We start from the raw sequence: 19,688 nt of genomic DNA on the forward strand, positions 1-19,688 counted from the left end.
TGCCGCAATTCGTGAGCTGCGCACGGGATGCCGCAACTCGCGCCCACCCGATCGGCCCGGACACCCCGACACGCGGCATTTCGCGCCGCCCACCGCCCCAGGTGCAGCGTCACCGCCTCGTCGCCTCGTACGCCGAGACCGCCGGCGAGCCGCCGCGGAAGCGCCACCGCCGCCGACGCCACCCGCACCAGCGCCGAGGCGAGCCGCCCCGGAGCGCCACCGCCGGCGCCACCCGCACCAGCGCCGAGGCGAGCCGGCCGAAAAGGTCAACTGTCGCACTGCGCCATCCGCCGCAGCTGGTACGCCGAACAGGGCCCCGCCGCCTGCACCCCCTGCTCCCACACAACCACCGACGCCCGCTGACCCCCCACCCGACCCCACAAGAAACCTGTTGATCATGAGGTTTGCGGCGAATTCGATCGTCAAACGCCGCTAACCTCATGATCAACGCCAGCCGAACGGGGGTGGGGTGGGGTGGGGGTCAGGGGCGGTTGTAGCGGTGCATGGTCAGGGTGCCGAAGATGGCGATGAAGAGGACACTCCAGAGGGCTGTCCACATCATCGCGGTCGAATCGGTGGTGCCGAACATGGCGGCCCGCACCGACGACACCAGGTGGGTGATCGGGTTGGCCTTGACGAATGCCTGGAGCCAGCCCGGCATGGTGGACGGGGCGACGAAGACGTTGCTGAGGAAGGTCAGCGGGAACAGCACCATCATGCTGACCCCCATCACGGACTTCTCGGTGCGCAGGACGAGCCCGAAGAACGTCCAGACCCAGGAGAAGGCGAACGAGAAGACCACCAGCAGGCCGATCCCGGCGAGCACGCCGAGCACGCCGCCGTCGGGGCGGAAGCCGAGCACCAGCCCGACGGTGAGGATCACCACCGCCGCCAGCACGTAGCGCAGCACGTCCCCGACGATCATGCCGACCAGGGCGGCGGGCCGCCACACCGGCAGCGTCCGGAACCGGTCGAAGATGCCCTTCTGAATGTCGGTGTTGAGGCCGACACCGGTGTACATGGTGATCATCACGACGCTGGTCACCATGATGCCCGGCAGGAAGAACTGAAGGTAGTCACGAGGGTTGTCGGCGAGCGCGCCGCCGAACAGGTACGTGAACATCAGCACCATGATGATCGGGAACGCCGTCACGTCGAACAGTTGCTCCGGCACGTGCTTGATCTTCAGGACGGCGCGCCAGCTGAAGGCGAGCGACGCCGCCAGCGGGCTCGGTCGGGGCGGTCGCTCGCCCGGCGCGAGGATCATCCCCAACGCCTCGGTCGACGGGACGTAGACCGCCGGCGCACGCTCGGTCGAGGTGGCGATGTCGCTGCTCATCGGGCTGCCTCCAGCGCCTCGTCCCGCTCGTCCTCGACTGGTGCGGCGGGGTGGTCGGTCAGGGCCAGGAAGACCTCGTCCAGGCTCGGCTGGCCGAGCGAGAAGTCGTCCACCACGATCCCGGCGCGGGACAGCTCGCTCAGCACGCGGGCGGCCTGGGCACCGGCGTCCAGGTCACTGCCGTCGCCGCCGACCCGAGCCGTCATCGCCACCGGATCCGGCTCCAACTGCACCGGCGCGTCCAGCACCGTCCGCAGGATCCGCTCCGCCTCCGGCCGCGAAGCCGCGTCCCGCAGCCGCAGGTGAACAGTGCCGGAGCCAACTGACGACTTCAACTCGCCCGGGGTGCCCTCCGCGATCACCCGGCCGTGGTCGACCACCGCGATCCGGCTGGCCAGCTTGTCGGCCTCGTCGAGGTACTGCGTGGTCAGCAGCACGGTCGTGCCGTGCGCCACCACCGCCCGGACGATCTCCCACACCTGGTTGCGGCTGCGTGGGTCGAGCCCGGTCGTCGGCTCGTCGAGAAACAACAGGTCGGGCGTGTTGAGGATGCTCGCCGCGATGTCGATGCGCCGCCGCATGCCGCCGGAGTATTTCTTGACCTGCCGGCCGGCGGCCTCGGTCAGCCCGAACGCGGCCAGCAACTGCTCCGCTCGCTGCTGGGCAGCCGACCTGCGCAGCCCGAGCAGCCGGCCCAGCAGGATCAGGTTCTCCGTGCCGGTCAGATCCTCGTCGACCGAGGCGTACTGACCGGTCAGGCTGACCCGGGCGCGGACCGCGTCGGCCTCGGTGACCACGTCGTGGCCGAACACCCGGGCCTGCCCGCCGTCCGGGCGCAGCAACGTCGCCAACACCCGTACCGCGGTGGTCTTGCCGGCCCCGTTCGGGCCGAGCACCCCGTACACGGCACCGGCCGGCACCTGCAGGTCGAGGCCGGCGAGCGCATGGGTCTCGCCGAACGTCTTGGTCAACCCCGCGGCCTCGATGGCGAGGCCGCTGGTGCGTCTAGAACTCATGATGTCGATCTGTCCTCCCGTGTGGTGGCACCGGGCCCGGAAGGGCACCGGAGCACATGCCGCCCCAGCCCACCGCACGCGTACGACAAAATTCCGACGCGGGGCCGACCACCTGCTACAACGACTGTGGCCGGTGGCCGGCCCGCACCACCGTCCGGCAGTGGCCGGGTGGCCGCTGCCGGCCCCCGTTACCAGGCGGTGTCGAGCCGGTGCCGCTGCTCGGGCGTCAACGTCAGGTCGACGGCGCCGAGGCTCTCCTCCAACTGGGCCACGGTGGAGGCGCCCACCAGCGGAATCGTGGGCACGTCCCCACCGATCAGCCAGGCCAGCACCACCTGGTTGACGGTCGCGCCGGTTTGTTTCGCGACCTCCCGCAGCGCGGTCAACCGCACCGGCGCGCTCGGCAGGTCGTACTCCGGGCCCAGGGGCTTGTCCGGCCGGCTGTACGCCCCCTTCAGCAGCGGCGCGTACGACACCAGGGTCAGGCCGGGCTCGGCCCGCAGGTAGCTGACCAGCTCGCCGCCGACGGCGCCCACGTCGCCGTCGGGGTCGAGGTCGGTCGGCCCGTCCAGCCGGGCGGGCAGGTAGCTGCGGTGGTACTGGAGCACCTCGTACCCGGGCAGGCCGGCCGCGGCGGCCAGCGCGCGGGCCCGCTCCACCCGCCAGGCGCGGTGGTTGCTCACGCCCAGCAGCCCCACCGTGCCGTCGGCGACCAGCTCGGCGAAGCCTGCGACGGTTTCCTGGATCGGCGTCCGGCGGTCCTCGATGTGGGCGTAGAGCAGGTCCAGCCGCTCCACCCCGAGCCGCTCCCGGCTGCGCTCGGCGGATTCCCGGATCACCTTCGCCGACAGCCCTTCAGGATTGTCGAGGTAGCTGGCGCCGGGAGCCAGTGGCCGCGCGCCGAGCTTGGTGGCGATGACGATCTCGTCGCCCACCCCTCGGCTGCGCCGCCACCGGCCCAGCAACTCCTCGCTGTCGCCGCCCTGGCCGCCGGTCTCCCAGAACGCGTAGTTGTTCGACGTGTCGATGAATGTGCCGCCCGCCTCCACGAACCGGTCCAGGATGGCGTACGACGTGGCCTCGTCGGTCCTCGTGCCGAAAAGCATCGCGCCGAGGCTGAGCACGCTGACCTCGCGTCGGGTACGCGGGTCGGTGCCGATGGTGCGGTATTGCATCAAGGCTCCTCTCGTGCGCCCGAAGGGACGCGGCACCAGCCTGCGTCCTCGAGTGCACTCGAGGTCAAGCGCGACGCCGGGACGAAAGTTCAGCCGGGAAGGTGGGCCAAGGTCAGCGTTCCCGCAGGGCGGTGGAGGCGAGCCGGTAGCCGATGGTGCGATCCACGATCCGCTCGACCAGTTTCGCCTTGCGCAGCCCGCCGACGCCGCGCAGTCCCAGGCCGACTCCGATCATCTTCGGCCGCTCGCCGTTTGAACGTAACTACGTAAGTTCGTATTATCGAAGCGTGTCGGAGATCGAGGAGCGGTTGGCCGCACTGGAGGCGCAGGTCGCCGCGCTGGCCGAGCGGGTCGGGGGCGGCGCGGGCGAGCCGGCGACGCCGCCCGACGGCGCCTTCTGGGCCCTGGACGGGCTCAAGCAGCGGCTGCCGGCCGACGACCACCCCGGCGCCGTGCTCTACACCGGCACCGTCCACGTCGCCGGCCAGCGCTACGACTGGCAGTACGGCCGCACCGTCGACGACCTGCTCGCCGACGACTGGGCCGAGTTGCCGGCCGTGCTCTCCGCCCTGGCCCACCCGGTCCGCCTGCGCCTGCTGCGCGAGATCCTCGGCGGCCGGCAGGGCACCGGCGAGCTGGCGGGGATCGAGGAGCTCGGCACCACCGGCCAACTGCACCACCACCTGCGCCAGCTCACCGCCGCCGGCTGGCTGCGCAGCGCCGGCCGTGGCCGATACGCCATCCCCGCCGAGCGGGTGGTGCCGCTGCTGGCCATCCTCACCGCCGCCGGCCGCTGACCACGAACCGCGCGACAGCCCACTCGGCTCCACGCCGGCCGCTGACCACGAACCGCGCCCGGAGCCGCCGACCGAAGGAGCACCAGCGTGCGAAAGCAAACCCTCATCGCCCTGGTCACCGGAATCGTCGCCGGGGTCGCCGGGCTCGGCGTCATGCCCCGCGCGCCCCGGTTGACCGCCCAGGCCACCGGCGACGCCGAACTGGCCGCCGCGGTACGGGCCGCGGTGGACGATCCCGTGGGGCACCGCGGCCTCGCCGTCGCGCTGATCGACGGTGGCCGGATCCGTACCGCCGGCCTGGGCGACCGCGACCGAGCCGGCCACCCGGTCGAGTCGGACACCCCGTTCGAGATCGGTTCGGTGTCGAAGGTGCTCACCGGCATGCTGCTGGCGCAGCGCGTCGGCGCCGGAGCGGTTCACCCCGACGACACCCTCGGCACCACCTGGCCCGAGGTCACCGGCCCCGCCCACCAGGTCACCCTGGCCGAGTTGGCCAGCCACCGCTCCGGTCTGCCTCGGGTCACCATCGGCTCGGTACGAGACTGGGCCCGCCTACTGTGGACCAACCTCGCGGCCGGCAACCCGTACGCCGGACAGGACGTCGACCGGATCCGGGCCGCGACCGACGAACACGGGCCCGGCGACGGTCGGGGCCGGGTCGGCTACTCGAACTTCGGCATGGCGTTGCTCGGTCAGGCCCTGGCCGCCGACGCCGGCACCGACTATCCCGAACTGCTCGACCGGGAGGTGCTGGCTCCGCTCGGGATGACCGCGACGGTGCTGGCCACCGACCCCTCGGCCCTGCCGGCGGGGCGGGCGCAGGGCGCCAGGACCAGCGGACGCAGCCCGGACCCGTGGGTCGGTGCGGGCTACGCCCCGGCCGGCATCGGCTACTGGTCCACCGCCGAGGACCTCGCCCGCCTGGTCGCCGCCACCGCCGCCGGCACCGCCCCCGGCGCCGACGCCCGTGACCCGCGTTTCGTCGACGACGAACGCACCCGGGTCGGCTACGGCTGGTTCACCACCCGCTACGGCGACCGTGAGATCACCTGGCACAACGGCGCCACCGGCGGCTTCCACACTTACGTGGGGTTCGAGCGGGCCACCGGAAAGGGGGTGGTGGTGCTCGGCAACACCGACCGGGGTGTCGAACCGATCGGGTTGCGGTTGCTCGGCGTACCGCAGGAGAGCGCCGGCAGCGCCTCGTCAACGCTGCCGCCCTGGGCCGGTGCCGGTCTGGCGCTGCTGTTCACCTCCATCGGCGGCCTGTCGCTGCTGGGCGCGGCGTTCCGTCCGGCGCTGGACCGGCTGACCGGGCTGTCCGCGGCGGCCTGGGCGCTGGCGTACCCGCTCCTCGGGCATCAGCTGGGCGACTGGTCGGTCGTGCCCGGCTGGCTCTGGCCCGCAGGGCTCGGGCTCTCCGCCGCCGGGCTGGCCCTGGTCGCGTACCGCTGGCGGAGGCTGCCGCTCAACGGCGCCGCGGTGCCGTGGCGCCGGTCGGTCGCCGTCGGCGCCTCCCTCACCGGCGCGCTCGCCGTAACCGCCGCCCTGCTCACCTAACGAAGCGCTGAAGTGTAAGGAGGGGCCCCTTATTAACGCCTGATGTATAGGAAGGGCCCCCTTCTAACAACTCGTTGAGCCGCAGCTCAACCGGCAGGCCACCGAACTGCGCGGCTCGCGCGTTTTCGATCATGGCTGTTAGAGTCGTCGGCCAGGTCGGACGGCTCGTGGGGAGAACGAAAATGGCGATTCCGTTCCGGGACGCGCTGGCGCAGATGCTCAAGGCGCGCTTTTCGATCCTCTACATCGAATCGTCCGAGGAACAACGGGTCATCGCCGAGGTCACCGCCGTCGCGCACGACGCCGCGCTGGTGCGTACGCCCCGCGCCGTGTGGACCTGGTCGACGACCACGGGGCTGGTGCACCCCGAGGGCGGCGCGCACAACGGCACGAACGAGGCGGCGGACGCGTTGGACGCCGCCCTGCGGATCGACCACCCGAGCGTACTCATCTTCAAGGATCTGCACCCGGCACACGGTGACGGTGACCGGCCGGGCAACGCGGGCGTGATCCGCCGGCTGCGGGACGTGGCGGCGGCGTTCAAGGCCGGCTCCGTACCGCGCACCCTCATCCTGGTCTCCCCGGTCCTGAAGATCCCCACCGAGCTGGAGAAGGAGATCACGATCGTCGACTTCCCGCTGCCGAGCGAGCCCGAGATCCGCCGGGTGCTGGACGCGATGATCGAGGCGAACACCGCCGGTGGCCGGATCCAGATCGGGCTGGACGAAATCGGCCGGGAACGGTTCGCCAAGGCCGCCCTCGGCCTGACCCTGCACGAGGCGGAGAACGCCTTCGCCCGGGCCATGGTCAACGACGGGGTGCTCGACCAGCGCGACCTTGAGGTGGTGCACGAGGAGAAACGGCAGACCGTCCGCAAGTCGGGCCTGCTGGAGTTCGTCGACGCCGACGTCAACCTCGACGACGTCGGGGGGCTGGAGAACCTGAAGCGCTGGCTGGCCAAGCGGGACGGCTCCTGGCTGGCCGAGGCGGCGGCGTACGGGCTGCCGGCCCCCCGAGGCGTACTGATCACCGGCGTGCCGGGGTGCGGCAAGTCGCTGACCGCGAAGGCGATCGCCGCGGCCTGGGGCCTGCCTCTGCTGCGGCTGGACATCGGTCGCGTCTTCGCCGGGATGGTCGGTTCGAGCGAACAGAACATGCGCAACGCCATCCGCACGGCCGAGGCGAGCGCGCCCTGTGTGCTCTGGGTGGACGAGATCGAGAAGGGCTTCTCCGGCGGTGCCGGCGACTCCGGCACCTCCACCCGCGTCTTCGGCTCCTTCCTCACCTGGATGCAGGAGAAGACCCGCCCCGTCTTCGTCATCGCCACCGCCAACGACATCGAAGGGCTGCCGCCGGAACTGCTGCGCAAGGGGCGTTTCGATGAGATCTTCTTCGTCGATCTGCCGACTCGGCCCGAGCGGTCCTCGATCTGGCGGGTTCATCTCGCCCGGCGGCTGCGCAACCCCGCCGTCGCCGGTGGTCTCACCCTCGACGAAGCCCTACTCGCCGAGCTGGCGGAGCTGAGCGAAGGCTACTCGGGCGCCGAGATCGAGCAGGCCGTCATCGGCGGGCTCTTCGACGCGTTCTCCGAGCGCCGCCCGCTGCACCGCGACGACCTGGCCCAGGCGGTGGTCGGTATGGTGCCGCTCAGCGTCACTCAGGCGGAGAAAATCGACGCCATCCGGTCGTGGGCCGACGCCCGCGCGATCGCCGCGACCGCCGCCGAGGACTGGGACAGCGGCGCGCGTCCCGGCACCCGCGGCGGCGGCGTTCCATCCCGGGGGTACGCCGAGAGAGGCGTCCCGCCCGGCGGCTACGGCGGTGGCTATCCCGCCCAGGGCCACGGCGAGAGCCGCCCGTCACAGGGACACGGCGGTGGCTTCCCGCAGCAGGCGCCGGGTGGCGGCGCTCCCGGCGCGCAGGGCGGACGGGCGGTGGAGTTCTGATGTCCGCACCGACCGGGAGAGGAGAGCGAGCATGAGCATCTCACTGGTACTGCTGCCGCTGGCCGTCGCCGCCGTCGCGGCAGCTCAGGGCGTGAGCGCGGGACGCGATCAGCAGGGCCGGGTCGTCTGCCAGGTGCAGACCCGGATGCGGGACGAGACGCTGCTCGCCGCCGCGCTGCACGACACCGCCGCCGTGGTGGGCATCGAGCGGGACGCCATCACCGCGGACTGGATGGGCGTACGGGCGAGCTTCCAGCGGGGCGCGGACGGCATCTGGTCGGCGCACTTCACCGGCGAGGTCGACGAGCAGCGGGCGGTCGAGGTGATCCGGGCCGTGGACGCCGCGTACGGGCGGCAGGTCCAGCAGGCGGTGCTGGAGCGGCTGCGCCAGCGGGCACCCGCCGCCGGCCTGCGGCTGGAGTCCGAGCAGGTCACCGAGGACGCCAGCGTACGCCTGGTCTTCGCCGTCGAGGGGCGGTCGTGACCGGCGGGCGGCCACGGGTCGTGGTCACCGTCAGCAGCGAGGGCGTGGTGAGCGCCGAGACCCGGGACATCCTCGGCGAACGATGCCTGGACTACGTCAGCGTCCTGGAGGACCTGCTGGCGGCACGCGCGGTCGACAGCGCCTACACCGCCGATTATGCGCGTACCGCCGAGCCCCTGCGACAGGAGGTCCGTGATGTCGAGCGCGCCTGACCCGGGACGGCCGTCGTGGGGGCAGCCACCGGTGGGGCAGCCGCAGCCGCCGGCCGCGAGCTTCAAGTGGCGGCTGATGCACAGTTGGTGGCTGCTGCTGCCGGTGCTCGGTATGAGCTGCCTCGGCGGCCTCGGCTTCCTCTACGTGGGCCTGCGCGCCCGACGCCCGGCGTGGTGGATCGCCGGGATCGGCTACCTGCTGGTTGGGTGGACCGCCTTCATCCTGGCCGGGGAGTCGGATCCGGACGCTCCGCTCGGTGACTGGATGGCCGGCCTGGTGCTGGTCGTCTGGCTCACCAGCATCGTGCACGCCGCCATGATCAACTCTTCGTGGCTGCGCTGGCGGGCGGGCTACCGCCCCTGGTACGCCCAGCAGCCGGCACCGGGCGGGCCCGGCTACCCGCCCGGCACGCTCGCCCCGCCGCCGGGCGCGAGCCCCCCTGCGCCGCCCTTCGGCGCGAGCCCCCCTGCGCCGCCGTTTCCGGGCGTGGGCCCTGCTGCGCCGCCGTTTCCGGGCGTGGGCCCTGCTGCGCCGCCGTTCCCGGGTGCGGGCCCTGCGGCGCCGCCGGCCCATCCGCCCACCGGGTTCCCGCCGGCCGGCTCGACGTCCGACTACTTCGGTTCCGGTCCGGTCGCGGCTCCCGTGCCGATCGGTGGAGAGCCCCGGCGGCTGGACGTGGCCGCCGCTCCGCTGGACGTCAACGCCGCCCGGCCAGAGGAGTTCGCGGCGCTGCCCGGCCTGGATCCGCAGCGGGTCCGGCAGGCGCTGGCCGAACGGGACCGGCGGGGTGGTTTCGGCAGTGTCTCCGAGTTCGTCGCCGCGGCCGGCCTGGCGCCGCACGAGTACGCGCGGCTGCGCGACAACCTGGTGTGTTCGCCGCCGGTGCGGCCCGCGTCGGGGCTACCGCCCCAGGGGCGCGTCCTGGATGTCTGAGCGACCGGCCGCCACCCCGGCACCGCGTGGCGGGGCGGAGGGCGTCGTGCCGACGCCGCGTGGCGGGGCGGAGGGCGTCGTGCCGGGGCCGCGCCGAGCGGCACGGACGGTCTCGGTGGCCCGGTTCCTCGGCACCACCCGGGCCGAGGGCCCGGGCGAGCGGACCGCCATCTGGGTGCAGGGCTGCGCGATCCGCTGCCCCGGCTGCTTCAACCCGCACCTGTGGAGCTTCCGCGGCGGCGAGCAGGTCACTCCGGCCGAGTTGGTGGGGCGGGTGCTCGACGCCGGCACCGAGGGGTTGACCCTGCTCGGCGGCGAGCCCTTCGACCAGGCGGCCCCGCTGGCCGAGGTCGCCGCCGGGGTACGCGACGCCGGACGCTCGGTGATGACCTTCACCGGCTACACCCGTGCGCAGTTGGCGGCGGCGGTCGACGCTGGCCGCGATGACGTCGCCGCGTTGCTGGCGGCGACCGATCTGCTGGTCGCCGGACCGTTCGACGCCGACCGGATCGACACCCGAAGGCCCTGGATGGGCTCGACCAACCAGGAGTTCGTGCTGCTCAGTGACCGTTTTCCGGAGATGTTGACGGGGCTCACGGGCTGCCCGGACCGCGTGGAGGTCACGGTGGACACTGCCGGGCGGATCGAAGTGAACGGCTGGGCCGAAGTGGACATTCTCGACGAGTTGCTGGCCACAGTGGGCCGCCGGCCGGGCCGGCGTGACCGTTAGCAGACCGCGATTGACCGACCTCGACTGAACAGACCCTTTGCATCAGCCCCGATGTGCATCAGGATGGCACGAACATCCGGCGTACGGGGGTAGGGGAGCCGGATACCCGCAGAGGAAGGACGTGGCACATCGTGGTGCCTTTCTCCGGCAGGAGAGTGCTCGCCGGTATCGCGGCCAGCACGCTCTTGGGCACGGTGGCGCTGGCAAGCCCGGCGTCGGCGAGCCCGAACAACAACACCGTCAAGAAGCTGACCAAGGCGGTGACCGTCGAGGGTGTCTTCAAACACCTCGACAAGTTCCAGGCCATCGCCAACGCCAACAATGGCACGCGGGCCTCCGGTACGCCCGGCTACGACGCCAGCGCCGACTACGTGGCGGGGCTGTTGGAGAAGGCCGGCTACCAGGTGAGCCGGCAGCAGTTCGACTTCGCGTACTTCGAGGAGTTCGGCTCGTCGTTCGCGCAGGTGGCGCCGAACCCGACCACGTACGCCGATGGCGTCGACTACGAGCTGATGTCCTACTCCGGTGCCGGGGTGGCCGAGGCCGAGGTGGTCCCGGTGGATCTGGCGCTCACGCCGCCGCGCGACTCGTCGTCCGGCTGCGAGGCGAGCGACTTCGCCGGTGTGGACGTGGCCGGCAAGATCGCCCTGATGCAGCGCGGCACCTGCGCCTTCGGGGACAAGGCTGCCAACGCCGAGGCGGCTGGCGCGGCCGGCGCGATCATCATGAACCAGGGCAACGGCACGCCGGAGGCCAATGCGGACCGCTACGACCTGTACGCCGGCACCCTCGGCGCGCCGGTCGGCATTCCGACGGTCGCCGTGTCGTACGACACCGGGGCGCAGTTCGCCGCGGCGGCGGGCCTGGTTCTGCGCATCGAGGCCGACACCACCTCCGAGATCCGCAGCACCGAGAACGTCATCGCGCAGACCCGGCAGGGCCGCACCGACAACGTGGTCATGGCCGGGGCGCACCTGGACTCGGTGCCGGACGGGTCGGGCTACAACGACAACGGCACCGGCAGCGCCGGGCTGCTCGAGGTCGCGCTCCAGATGGCCAAGGTGAAGCCGAACAACGCGGTCCGCTTCGCCTGGTGGGGTGCGGAGGAGGCCGGTCTGATCGGCTCTCAGTACTACGTGGACTCGCTGACCGAGAAGCAGGTCGAGGACATCGCCCTCTACCTCAACTTCGACATGATCGGCTCGCCGAACTACGTCTTCGGCGTGTACGACGGTGACGACTCCGCGCAGGAGGGCTCCGGCCCGGGCCCGGAGGGGTCGGCGCAGATCGAGAAGGTGTTCGAGGAGTTCTTCGCCTCCCGCAAGCTGCCCACCGTGCCGGCGGACTTCTCCGGCCGCTCGGACTACGGCGGGTTCATCGACGTCGGCATCCCGGCCGGTGGCCTCTTCACCGGCGCGGAGGGCCTCAAGACGGCCGAGGAGGCCGCCCTCTTCGGCGGTCTGGCGGGGGAGGCGTACGACCCCTGCTACCACCAGGCCTGCGACAGCCTCACGCCGGTCGCCGACGGTGCCGACGCCGCGCTCTACCGGGCGCTGGGCAAGGAGTACAAGCTCAAGGGCAACGTCAACGTTTTCGCGCTCGACGTCAACGCCGACGCCGTCGCCACCGCGGTGCTCACGTTCGCGTACGACACCTCGGCCGTGAACGGCGTTCCGGGCAAGACGCCCGGCAAGGGCAAGGGCAAGGACAAGGGCAAGCCGCACGGCCACAAACACGGCCACAAGCACGCAAGGTAGTCCCGGCGCCCTGCTGACCGGGCCGGGCCCCGCCTCGGGGCCCGGCCCGACCGGCGCACACCGACCGGTCGGGTCGGCTCAGCCGGGTGGAAGGGCCGATCGGGTCAGCCGCCAGTACTGCCGTTTGCCCTCGTCGCGGACCACCACGCCGTAGCGGCCCAGTTCGGTACGCAGTTCGCGGGCCTCGTCGCCCCGGTCGGCCTCCAGCGCCTCCTGCCGGGCCCGCAGCAGTGCGTCCGCGCCGGCCGGCAGCCCGGGCAGCCCCGGCACCCAGCGCCGGTACGCCTCCCGGTGCGGGTCCGCCTCCGCCCACGGCCAGCCGTGCTCCCGGAACGCCTTGGCCAGCCGGTCGGCCGGCAGGTCGGAGGTCTGCCGGGCCAGCTCGTTCTCGTCGGCGCCGAGCAGCACCAGGTCCTTACCGTCGACGAAGACCACCCGGGTCTCCGACCGGCCGATCTCCCGCTCGGTGCTGCCGCGGCGCAGCCGCGCCCGGGTGCCGTCCACGGCGACCCGCACCCGCTCGGCGGTGCCGATCGCGCCGATGACCAGCCCGGCCAGCACGCCGACCGCCACCCCGGGCCGTCGATGATCCTCGGCGGGGCACCCGACCTGGAGGTGGTCGGGGAGGCGGCCGACGGCAGCGAAGTCGTGGCCGCGGTCGCCGCCTGCCGACCGGAGGTGGTGCTGATGGACATCCGGATGCCCCGGCTCGACGGGCTGGCCGCGACGGAGGCGGTGCGCGCGTTGCCCCGACCGCCCGAGGTGCTCGTGCTGACCACCTTCGACGCCGACGAGTACGTGCTGCGCGCGTTGCGGGCCGGCGCGAGCGGTTTCCTGCTCAAGGACACCCCGCCGGCCGAGATCGTGCGGGCGGTGGCCCGGGTGGCGGCGGGTGAGGCCACGCTGTCCCCGACGGTCGTCCGTACCCTCATCGAGCACGTCACCGTGCCGACCGCGGCCGACCCGCGCCGGGAGCGGGCGCTGCGGCTGCTGGCCGGTCTCGCCGAGCGGGAACGGGCGGTCGCGCTGGCCGTCGGCCAGGGGCGCACCAACGCCGAGATCGCCGGGGAGCTGTTCATGAGCGTGGCCACCGTCAAGGCGTACGTCTCCCGGCTGCTGACCCGCCTCGACCTGAACAACCGGGTGCAGATCGCGCTGCTCGTGCACGACGCCGGCCTGGCCTGACCGTCGGCGGCGAAGGCGCGGAAACCTCGTTTGAACCATCCCGCTCTGGCAGCCGTACCAATGCGCGAGGTGCGGTGCTCAAGCGCATCGCTACCGGAGCTTCGGGAGGCCTGCCGTGCGAGTTGATGAGCAGTCGACAGATCCCATCGATCAAATTCTGGGCGAGTTGCCGGTCCCGACATCGCTGACCCCCGAGGACGTCCGGCTGGCGGTCCGGGCGGTGGTCGTGCACGCGGCGGAGGAGTGGCCCTCGGGGGCGCTGTGCCGCAACGACGGTGCTCGGTTCCCCTGCCGGTTGCACCGGTGGGGCCGGCGGGTGTTGCTGGCCCACGGGCTGAACGAGCGGCAGCTCGACGCCCTCATCCGGCACGGCAACCCGTTCGTGCACGTGCCGTTCCCGTTCCTGGTGAACGGGCCGAACCCGGGACGTACCCCGGCGGCCCGTCCGCAGGGCGCGACCGGCTATCCGGCCCGTCCGCAGGGCGCCGCCGGCTATCCGACCCGCCAGCAGGGCGCGGGCGGCTATCCGGCGCGTCCGGATCGCGCTGCCGGCTATCCGCCGCGTACCGATCGCGTCGCCGGTCACCCGGCGCGTGGTCCGGTGCCCCGGGTGGCCGCTCCCGCGGCACGGACCGCTGCCCGGACCCCCGGCACCGGCCGTCCGGTGGCACCCCCCGCCACCGCGCCGCGCTGGCCGCGGGCGAGCTGAGAGGGATTCACCCGCTGGCGGTACGACGCCGGTCCGGATCGCGCGGTCATTTCCCGCCCGCGCCCGGACCGGCGTCGCGACCTCAGATCCCGCACTTGGGCGCGGACCAGTAGGTGTGGTTCGAGACGCCGTCCCGGTTGTTCTCCCGACGGGAGTCGACGTGGACATGGCTGTTGTGCCCGCGCACGCCGGGGCCGACGATTCCGCTGAAGCCGTGGTCGCGGGCCTGGCGGGCGACGTCGCACAACGACCGGTGGGTCGAGATGACGTCGGCGGCGTTGCCGTAGAGGTGCTGGCTGTTCGTCGCGCCGCCCACCCGGCTGTTGCAGCCGCGGTCGCGGAAGCCGCTGGTGACGATCAGCGGCCGGTCGCCGAGGCTCTTGCGCAGCGCCTCCAGTTTCCACATGGTGCGTAGGGCGTTCTGCCGGGTCTGGTCGGCCGTCAATGGGCCACCCGTCCAGCCACCCCGGCCGCAGCCGTTGTCCAGCTCAGGGTAGATGAAGTGCCGGGGCGTGCAGTCGTCGTCCTGGAGCTGGTAGAGCTTTCCGAAGGTCTCCGGCCCGGCGATCCCGTCGACCGCGATCCCGTACGCGGCCTGGAATCGGCGTATCGCGGCGGCGGTCTTCGGGCCGTACTTGCCGTCGAGTTCCACGATGTCGCGTCGGCCGGCCCAGCCGGCCACCCGCATTTGCAGCTCGCGTACGTCACTGCCGGAGAGACCCTGGTAGAGGGTGCGCTCCCAGGTGTAACAGCCATCGGCGTGGGCGGCTGGTGCGGCGATCACCGAGGCGATCGCGGCACCCGGTAGCGCCAGCGCGAGGGCGACGACGGCCCGCTTCAAGGCGTGTGCGCGCACGGGTAGTCCTCCCGATAGACAGGTGAATGGGTGGCATCCGGGACTTCGGCCTGGCCGTCCCGTGAATCCACCCTCGCACCCGAGGAAGCCGATTCGCGGCGATTAACCGGAATTGTTCTCACAATCTCCCTTGTCTGAACGTTGCCTGGGAATTAACGGCATTTGCGAACCGGACATTCACTCCCGGGTAGCCGCAGAGAACGCCGACCCGGCAATTACTGTGCGGAAAGTCGCAGCAGGTCGCACGGAGGGTGATGTTCCCTGGCCGGGGCGGGCCGGTAACGTCAGCGCCGGCGACGACGGGGAGGCGGGCGTGGCGCGAGGTGGGATCTTCTGCGTCGAGGGCCAGTGGCACCGGGACCTCAACGAGCGGGGATCGGTGCTGCCCACCCTCGAACTGCTCGAACGGCTGAATCGGGTCCGGTTCATCCACAAGGACGCGGCCACCCGGGACGAGCTTTTCTACTTCATCGACCGCTGGCTGCTCAAGCAGTACGCCGACCACCGGCTCGGGTTCTTCGCCATGCACGGCGAGCCGAACCGGTTGTGCCTGACCGACTGGCACTCGGTGGAGCTCACCGAGGTGGCCGAGCGGATGGCGGGGCGCTGCGAAGGGCGGCGGATCTACTTCGGCAGCTGTTCGGTGCTGCGCGCCTCCGAAGCGGTGCTACGCGACTTCCTCGACGTCACCGGTGCGGCGCTGATCTGCGGTTTCACCCGTGAGGTGGACTGGGTGGAGTCGGCCGCGTTCGAGACCGTCCTGCTCGACGTGCTCGCCAACGGTCAGCGACACAACGCCGCCGAGTTGCGGATGGGCTCGGCGCACTGGGCGCCGCTCGCGTCGTACCTCGGCTTCCGGGTGATCTACGCCAACGGCCGGGCGTGGCGGCCGTCGGCCCGACCTCGGGTGCCCCGCCAGGCGTCGGCCGGTCGCTCCGCCTGACAGCCGTCGGCCGGCCGCTCCGCCTGACGGCTGGTAGAAACGAACGATGTCACGCACGATCGCACGCAACACCCGGGTCGACCGGGACGCTCTCCTGGAGTTCCTCCGCCCGCGACACCGGGTGGTGCTGATGACCACCCGCGCCGACGGCCGTCCGCAGTCCTCGCCGGTCGCCGCCGGGGTGGACACCGCCGGCCGTTTGGTGATCTCCACCTATCCCGAACGCGCGAAGGTCGCCAACATCCGGCGTGACCCGCGGGTGTCGGCGTGTGTGCTCTCCGACGACTGGAACGGCCCCTGGGTGCAGATCGACGGCACCGCCGAGGTGCTCGATCTGCCCGAGGCCCTCGAACCGCTGGTGGAGTACTTCCGCAGCATCTCCGGGGAGCACCCGGACTGGGACGAGTACCGGGAGGCGATGGTGCGGCAGGGCAAGTCGCTGATTCGGGTCACCATCACCTCGTGGGGCCCGGTGGCCACCGGCGGATTCCCGGCCCGGCTGGCCGACTGAAACGCGGGCGGGGTGCGGCGCGCGCCGCACCCCGCCCGAGCGGTCAGGACCGTGCCGTCGCGTACGCGGCGCAGCCGATCAGTTCCATCGACACCTGGAGCCGTTCCAGGCTGATGTTCTTGGCGATGGTGTCCTCCGGGCTGTGGTACGGCGGCTCCAGCAGTGCCGGCGACTCCTCACCCCGCCAGGAGAAGTTCGCGCTGGCGATGCCGACCTCCTGGAACGACTGGTGGTCGCTGGCCCCGCGCTGGGTGACCGGGGAGATCTGCGGCTGGTAGCCGAGCCGCTGCGCGGCGGCGGCGACCTCGTCGGTGGCCCGGTTGCTCTGGCCGGTGAACGACAGCAGCCAGTACCGGGTCGCCGGGTCCCAGCTGGTGGCGACCATGTCGTTCTGGTAGACGGCGAGGATCCGGTCGCGCTCGGCCTGCGGCAGCTCCCGGACGTAGTAACGCGAACCGATCAGGCCCTGCTCCTCCGAGCCCCACAGCGCGAACCGGACGGTGGCGTCGACCGGGATCGCCTTCAGCACCCGGGCCAGCTCCAGGCAGAGCACCGTGCCGGAGCCGTCGTCGTTGGCGCCCGGCGCGCCGATCACCGAGTCGTAGTGGGCGCTGACCATCACCACCGGGCCGTTCGGCCCCGACCGCCCCTTCCGCTCGGCCAGAACGTTGTGAGAGGTCAGCCCGCGGTGCGCGGTGGTGGTGATGGTGAGGGTGAGCGGACGGGCGGCCAGCAGGGCCCGCAGCCGGTGCTTCTGCGCCTGGGCCACCCCGACCACCGGGATCGGCAGCGGCGAGTTGGCCGAGCCGGGCAGGGTGGGGGAGAACGCCTGCGCCCGGCGGGGCTCCACCAGGTCGGCCGGGAGGAAGACCACGGCGACCGCGCCGGCGGCCACCGCCCGCGCCGCCAGCTGCTCACGCTGAGCCGCGACGTAGTCCACCAGCACGATCTTGCCGGCGATGTCGGCGGTGAAGTCGCCCGCCGCGCCCGCACCGACGTCGACCACCGAGGCGGTGACGCTGCTGTCCAGTGCCGCGTGCCCGCTCGCCCCGACCTGCCAGTTCAGGTCCGTCGGCAGGCCCGCCGGCGAGCTGAGCTGGGCGAGGAACTTGTCGGCCACCGCGAACGGCTGCAACGTGGTGTCGTAGCCGAAGTGGTCGAGCTGGCCGGCGATGTAGTTGGCGGCCCGACGCTCCGAGTCGGTGCCACCGATCCGCGGTCCGATGTCCTCGGAGAGCACCTTCAGGTGCTCCAGCGCGCGCCGGGTGGAGAGCTGCGCGATGACCTTCCGGTCGTCCGACGTGAGCACCGGCGGCCGGTGCGCGCCCGGGCGCTGGTCGGTGGCGGCCCAGGCGGGCGCGGGCAGCGCCACGGTGGCGGCACCGCCGAGGGCGACGGTCAACATCCGTCGCCGGTTGAAGAAGCTGGAGCCGATGGAGGGGGACGATTCGTGCGAGGGTGTCGCGGTGTCGTCGAGCGAGGACAAGATGGCGCCTCCCGATTCGAGGTCGGACCCGGGCGGTCAGGGGTGTGTTGCCCGAGTCACAGAGGCTCGAATTTAACGGGTGAGCTGCTGCTCCTCAAGATCAGAGGATCAATACGCGGCGGTGAAGCGCATGTTTCGGTGGCGCGGCTGCTCGATCTCATCGATGACCGCAACTGCCAGATCCTCGTAGCTGAGCGCGCTGCGGCCCTCGGCGTCGGTCACCGGATGGTCGGTGCCGGTGCGGTACCGGCCGGTGCGTTCGCCCGGACGGAACTCCAGCGGTGGCGGGGAGACGTACGTCCAGCTCACCCCGTCGGCCGAGGAACGGTAAAGGTCCAGCGCCTCCGCCTGGCCCGACGCGGCGTCGCGGTACTCCTCGGGAAAGTCGGGCTCGTCCAGCAGCCGGGTACCGGCCGGCGTGAGCAGGGTGGCACCACCGCCGACGTGGATGATCCGGGGGGCGGCCGGCATGCCCCGCAGTGCGCCGAGCAGCGCCCGGACCGCGTCGGGCCAGAGCGTACGCTCACCGCCGCCGATCGCCACCACCAGCGCGTCCGCCTCCGGCGCCAACTCCCGTACGCTGCGCTCGCTGGTGGCGTCCCCGGTGACCACCCGGACCCCCGCCGGCAGGTACGAGGTGGCCTCCGGCCGGCGTACCGCGGCGACGACCCGGTGCCCCCGGTTGAACGCCTCCACCACGATCCGCGAGCCGGCGGTGCCGCCCGCTCCGAACACGACGATGTCGCTCACGGTCCCAGGCTATGGACCGGGCCCGCCGGCCGGGCCCGGAACGGCGATCCCGCGAGATCTCAGTCGAGCAGCGCGGCGTAGACCAGCTGCCGCAGCTGCGGCCGGATCGGCCAGGTGCTCGACGGCATCAGCTGGGTGAAGAACAGGGCCGTGATCTCCTCGGTCGGGTCGACCCAGAACGCCGTGCTGGCCACCCCGCCCCAGTAGTACTCGCCGGCGCTGCTCGGCAGCCGGCCCGGGATCGGGTCGTCCACCACCGCGAAGCCGAGGCCGAAGCCGATCCCGTCCAGGCTGGTCTCGGCGAACCCGCCGGTGGACAGGGCCCCGAGGTCCTGGCCGCCGGGCAGATGGTTGCGGGTCATGAAGCGCACCGTGCGAGGGGCGAGCAAACGTACCCCGTCCAGTTCCCCGCCGCGCAGCAGCGCCTGGGTGAACCGGTGGTAGTCGGCGGCCGAAGAGATCAACCCGCCGCCGCCGGAGAGCAGCGCCGGCTTCTCGTACGCCAGGTCGCCGAGCGCGTCGTGGCGCACCGCCCGGCCGGTCGCCGGATCCGGCACGTACAGCGCGGCGAGCCGGGCGGTGTCGGCGCCGTCGACGTACCAGCGGGTGTCGTCCATGCCGAGCGGACGCAGGACGCGTTCGGCGAGGAAGGTGTCCAGGCTCTGCCCGGACACCACCTCGATCAGCCGGCCCAGCACGTCGGTGGCGACCGAGTATCCCCAGGCGGTGCCGGGCTGGAACAGCAACGGCAGCGCACCGAAGGACCGGCTGGCCTCGGCCAGGTCCACATCCGCCGGTGGGTAGAGGTCGTAGCCGGCGGCCCGGTACAGGCCGTCGACCACGGAGGTCTGCATCCAGCCGTACGTCAGCCCGGCGGTGTGGGTGAGCAGGTGCCACACCCGGATCGGCTCGATCGCCGGCACGGTGTACGGCTTGAGCGTCGACCCCTTCGAGTAGACCCGCATGTCGGCGAACTCGGGCAGCCAGCGGCCGATCTCGTCGGTCAGCTCGAAGTGGCCCTCCTCCCAGAGCACCATCGCCGCCACCGAGGTGATCGGCTTGGTCATCGAGTAGATCCGCCACAGGGTGTCGTCGGCGACCGGGGCGCCGGACTCTCGGTCTCGCAGCCCGTACGTCGAGGCGTGCGCGATCTCCCCGCGCCGGGTGACGACCAGTTGCCAGCCGGGAAGCCGGCCGTCCTCGACGTACCTGCCGAAATGCTCGTCGATCCGGGCCAGCCGCGCCGGGTCGAAGCCGAGCTGTGCCGCGTCGGTGCTGCGTGTCGTGCTCACCCGACC

General features: G+C 72.1%; 21 protein-coding genes and 1 pseudogene. 12 read left to right on the forward strand and 10 right to left on the reverse strand.

What is annotated here, in order from left to right:
* The 5 genes from Vqi01_RS24505 to Vqi01_RS31390 all read right to left on the reverse strand — a co-directional run.
* Positions 1 to 188 (reverse strand): hypothetical protein (locus Vqi01_RS24505; RefSeq protein ID WP_204037204.1); only part of this gene is annotated, 188 nt, incomplete at its 3' end.
* Positions 189 to 481: 293 nt separating this feature from the next.
* Complete coding sequence (locus Vqi01_RS24510; protein ID WP_204037205.1) at positions 482 to 1,339, reverse strand: ABC transporter permease; 858 nt, start codon at positions 1,337 to 1,339, stop codon at positions 482 to 484.
* Positions 1,336 to 2,355, reverse strand: a complete 1,020-nt coding sequence (locus Vqi01_RS24515) for an ATP-binding cassette domain-containing protein (RefSeq protein ID WP_204037206.1) — start codon at positions 2,353 to 2,355, stop codon at positions 1,336 to 1,338. Before Vqi01_RS24515 ends, Vqi01_RS24510 begins: the two co-directional genes overlap by 4 nt.
* A 188-nt stretch (positions 2,356 to 2,543) precedes the next feature.
* Positions 2,544 to 3,530 carry an aldo/keto reductase gene (locus Vqi01_RS24520; protein ID WP_204037207.1) on the reverse strand — a complete coding sequence of 329 codons (987 nt, stop codon included), beginning with the start codon at positions 3,528 to 3,530 and terminating at the stop codon, positions 2,544 to 2,546.
* A gap of 112 nt (positions 3,531 to 3,642) precedes the next feature.
* Positions 3,643 to 3,765, reverse strand: coding sequence for a hypothetical protein (locus Vqi01_RS31390; RefSeq protein WP_275408842.1), 123 nt, complete (start codon positions 3,763 to 3,765; stop codon positions 3,643 to 3,645).
* 52 nt (positions 3,766 to 3,817) lie between these two features.
* Here Vqi01_RS31390 and Vqi01_RS24525 point away from each other — a divergent pair, with 52 nt between their 5' ends.
* From Vqi01_RS24525 to Vqi01_RS24560, 8 genes are all read left to right on the forward strand, one after another.
* Positions 3,818 to 4,327: an ArsR/SmtB family transcription factor gene (locus Vqi01_RS24525; protein ID WP_239098632.1), complete on the forward strand. Its 510-nt coding sequence runs from the start codon at positions 3,818 to 3,820 to the stop codon at positions 4,325 to 4,327.
* Positions 4,328 to 4,414: 87 nt separating this feature from the next.
* Positions 4,415 to 5,887, forward strand: coding sequence for a serine hydrolase domain-containing protein (locus tag Vqi01_RS24530; protein WP_204037208.1), 1,473 nt, complete (start codon positions 4,415 to 4,417; stop codon positions 5,885 to 5,887).
* Positions 5,888 to 6,069: 182 nt separating this feature from the next.
* Positions 6,070 to 7,833, forward strand: coding sequence for a Ycf46 family AAA ATPase (locus Vqi01_RS24535; RefSeq protein ID WP_239098633.1), 1,764 nt, complete (start codon positions 6,070 to 6,072; stop codon positions 7,831 to 7,833).
* A 31-nt stretch (positions 7,834 to 7,864) separates the two neighbouring features.
* Complete coding sequence (locus Vqi01_RS24540; RefSeq protein ID WP_204037209.1) at positions 7,865 to 8,317, forward strand: hypothetical protein; 453 nt, start codon at positions 7,865 to 7,867, stop codon at positions 8,315 to 8,317.
* Positions 8,314 to 8,529, forward strand: a complete 216-nt coding sequence (locus tag Vqi01_RS24545) for a DUF2997 domain-containing protein (RefSeq protein WP_204037210.1) — start codon at positions 8,314 to 8,316, stop codon at positions 8,527 to 8,529. The genes Vqi01_RS24540 and Vqi01_RS24545 overlap by 4 nt, the downstream gene beginning before the upstream one ends.
* Positions 8,513 to 9,463 (forward strand): ComEA family DNA-binding protein, encoded by a 951-nt coding sequence (locus Vqi01_RS24550; protein WP_204037211.1) that lies wholly within the window; start codon positions 8,513 to 8,515, stop codon positions 9,461 to 9,463. Before Vqi01_RS24545 ends, Vqi01_RS24550 begins: the two co-directional genes overlap by 17 nt.
* Positions 9,456 to 10,193 carry a 4Fe-4S single cluster domain-containing protein gene (locus Vqi01_RS24555; RefSeq protein WP_204037212.1) on the forward strand — a complete coding sequence of 246 codons (738 nt, stop codon included), beginning with the start codon at positions 9,456 to 9,458 and terminating at the stop codon, positions 10,191 to 10,193. The genes Vqi01_RS24550 and Vqi01_RS24555 overlap by 8 nt, the downstream gene beginning before the upstream one ends.
* A 131-nt stretch (positions 10,194 to 10,324) precedes the next feature.
* A complete protein-coding gene (locus Vqi01_RS24560) occupies positions 10,325 to 11,950 on the forward strand; it encodes a M28 family metallopeptidase (protein WP_204037213.1) in 1,626 nt (541 codons plus the stop codon).
* Positions 11,951 to 12,028: 78 nt separating this feature from the next.
* On the opposite strand, the gene Vqi01_RS24565 is transcribed toward Vqi01_RS24560, so the two are convergent.
* Positions 12,029 to 12,523, reverse strand: a complete 495-nt coding sequence (locus Vqi01_RS24565; RefSeq protein WP_204037214.1) for a YqeB family protein — start codon at positions 12,521 to 12,523, stop codon at positions 12,029 to 12,031.
* Here Vqi01_RS24565 and Vqi01_RS24570 point away from each other — a divergent pair.
* Positions 12,416 to 13,135: pseudogene (locus Vqi01_RS24570) on the forward strand (response regulator); the annotation flags it as partial. The gene Vqi01_RS24565 and the pseudogene Vqi01_RS24570 overlap by 108 nt on opposite strands.
* A gap of 115 nt (positions 13,136 to 13,250) precedes the next feature.
* On the forward strand, positions 13,251 to 13,844 hold the full coding sequence (locus Vqi01_RS24575) for a hypothetical protein (RefSeq protein WP_204037216.1): 594 nt from the start codon (positions 13,251 to 13,253) through the stop codon (positions 13,842 to 13,844).
* An 82-nt stretch (positions 13,845 to 13,926) separates the two neighbouring features.
* Here Vqi01_RS24575 and Vqi01_RS31395 read toward each other — a convergent pair whose 3' ends face one another.
* Positions 13,927 to 14,700, reverse strand: coding sequence for a D-Ala-D-Ala carboxypeptidase family metallohydrolase (locus Vqi01_RS31395; protein ID WP_204037217.1), 774 nt, complete (start codon positions 14,698 to 14,700; stop codon positions 13,927 to 13,929).
* A gap of 313 nt (positions 14,701 to 15,013) precedes the next feature.
* On the opposite strand from Vqi01_RS31395, the gene Vqi01_RS24585 reads away from it, so the two are divergent.
* Both Vqi01_RS24585 and Vqi01_RS24590 read left to right on the forward strand, forming a co-directional pair.
* Positions 15,014 to 15,643, forward strand: a complete 630-nt coding sequence (locus Vqi01_RS24585; protein WP_204037218.1) for a DUF6642 family protein — start codon at positions 15,014 to 15,016, stop codon at positions 15,641 to 15,643.
* A 46-nt stretch (positions 15,644 to 15,689) separates the two neighbouring features.
* A complete protein-coding gene (locus Vqi01_RS24590) occupies positions 15,690 to 16,154 on the forward strand; it encodes a PPOX class F420-dependent oxidoreductase (RefSeq protein WP_189040375.1) in 465 nt (154 codons plus the stop codon).
* A 43-nt stretch (positions 16,155 to 16,197) separates the two neighbouring features.
* Here Vqi01_RS24590 and Vqi01_RS24595 read toward each other — a convergent pair whose 3' ends face one another.
* The 3 genes from Vqi01_RS24595 to Vqi01_RS24605 form a co-directional block, all read right to left on the reverse strand.
* Positions 16,198 to 17,640, reverse strand: a complete 1,443-nt coding sequence (locus tag Vqi01_RS24595) for a M20/M25/M40 family metallo-hydrolase (RefSeq protein WP_239098634.1) — start codon at positions 17,638 to 17,640, stop codon at positions 16,198 to 16,200.
* Between the two features lie 108 nt (positions 17,641 to 17,748).
* A complete protein-coding gene (locus tag Vqi01_RS24600; RefSeq protein ID WP_204037219.1) occupies positions 17,749 to 18,390 on the reverse strand; it encodes an NAD(P)-dependent oxidoreductase in 642 nt (213 codons plus the stop codon).
* Positions 18,391 to 18,449: 59 nt separating this feature from the next.
* Positions 18,450 to 19,682 carry a serine hydrolase domain-containing protein gene (locus tag Vqi01_RS24605; RefSeq protein WP_204037220.1) on the reverse strand — a complete coding sequence of 411 codons (1,233 nt, stop codon included), beginning with the start codon at positions 19,680 to 19,682 and terminating at the stop codon, positions 18,450 to 18,452.
* Positions 19,683 to 19,688 lie beyond the last annotated feature (6 nt).

The sequence above is a fragment of the Micromonospora qiuiae genome (genome assembly GCF_016863555.1).
Classification (GTDB): domain Bacteria; phylum Actinomycetota; class Actinomycetes; order Mycobacteriales; family Micromonosporaceae; genus Micromonospora; species Micromonospora qiuiae.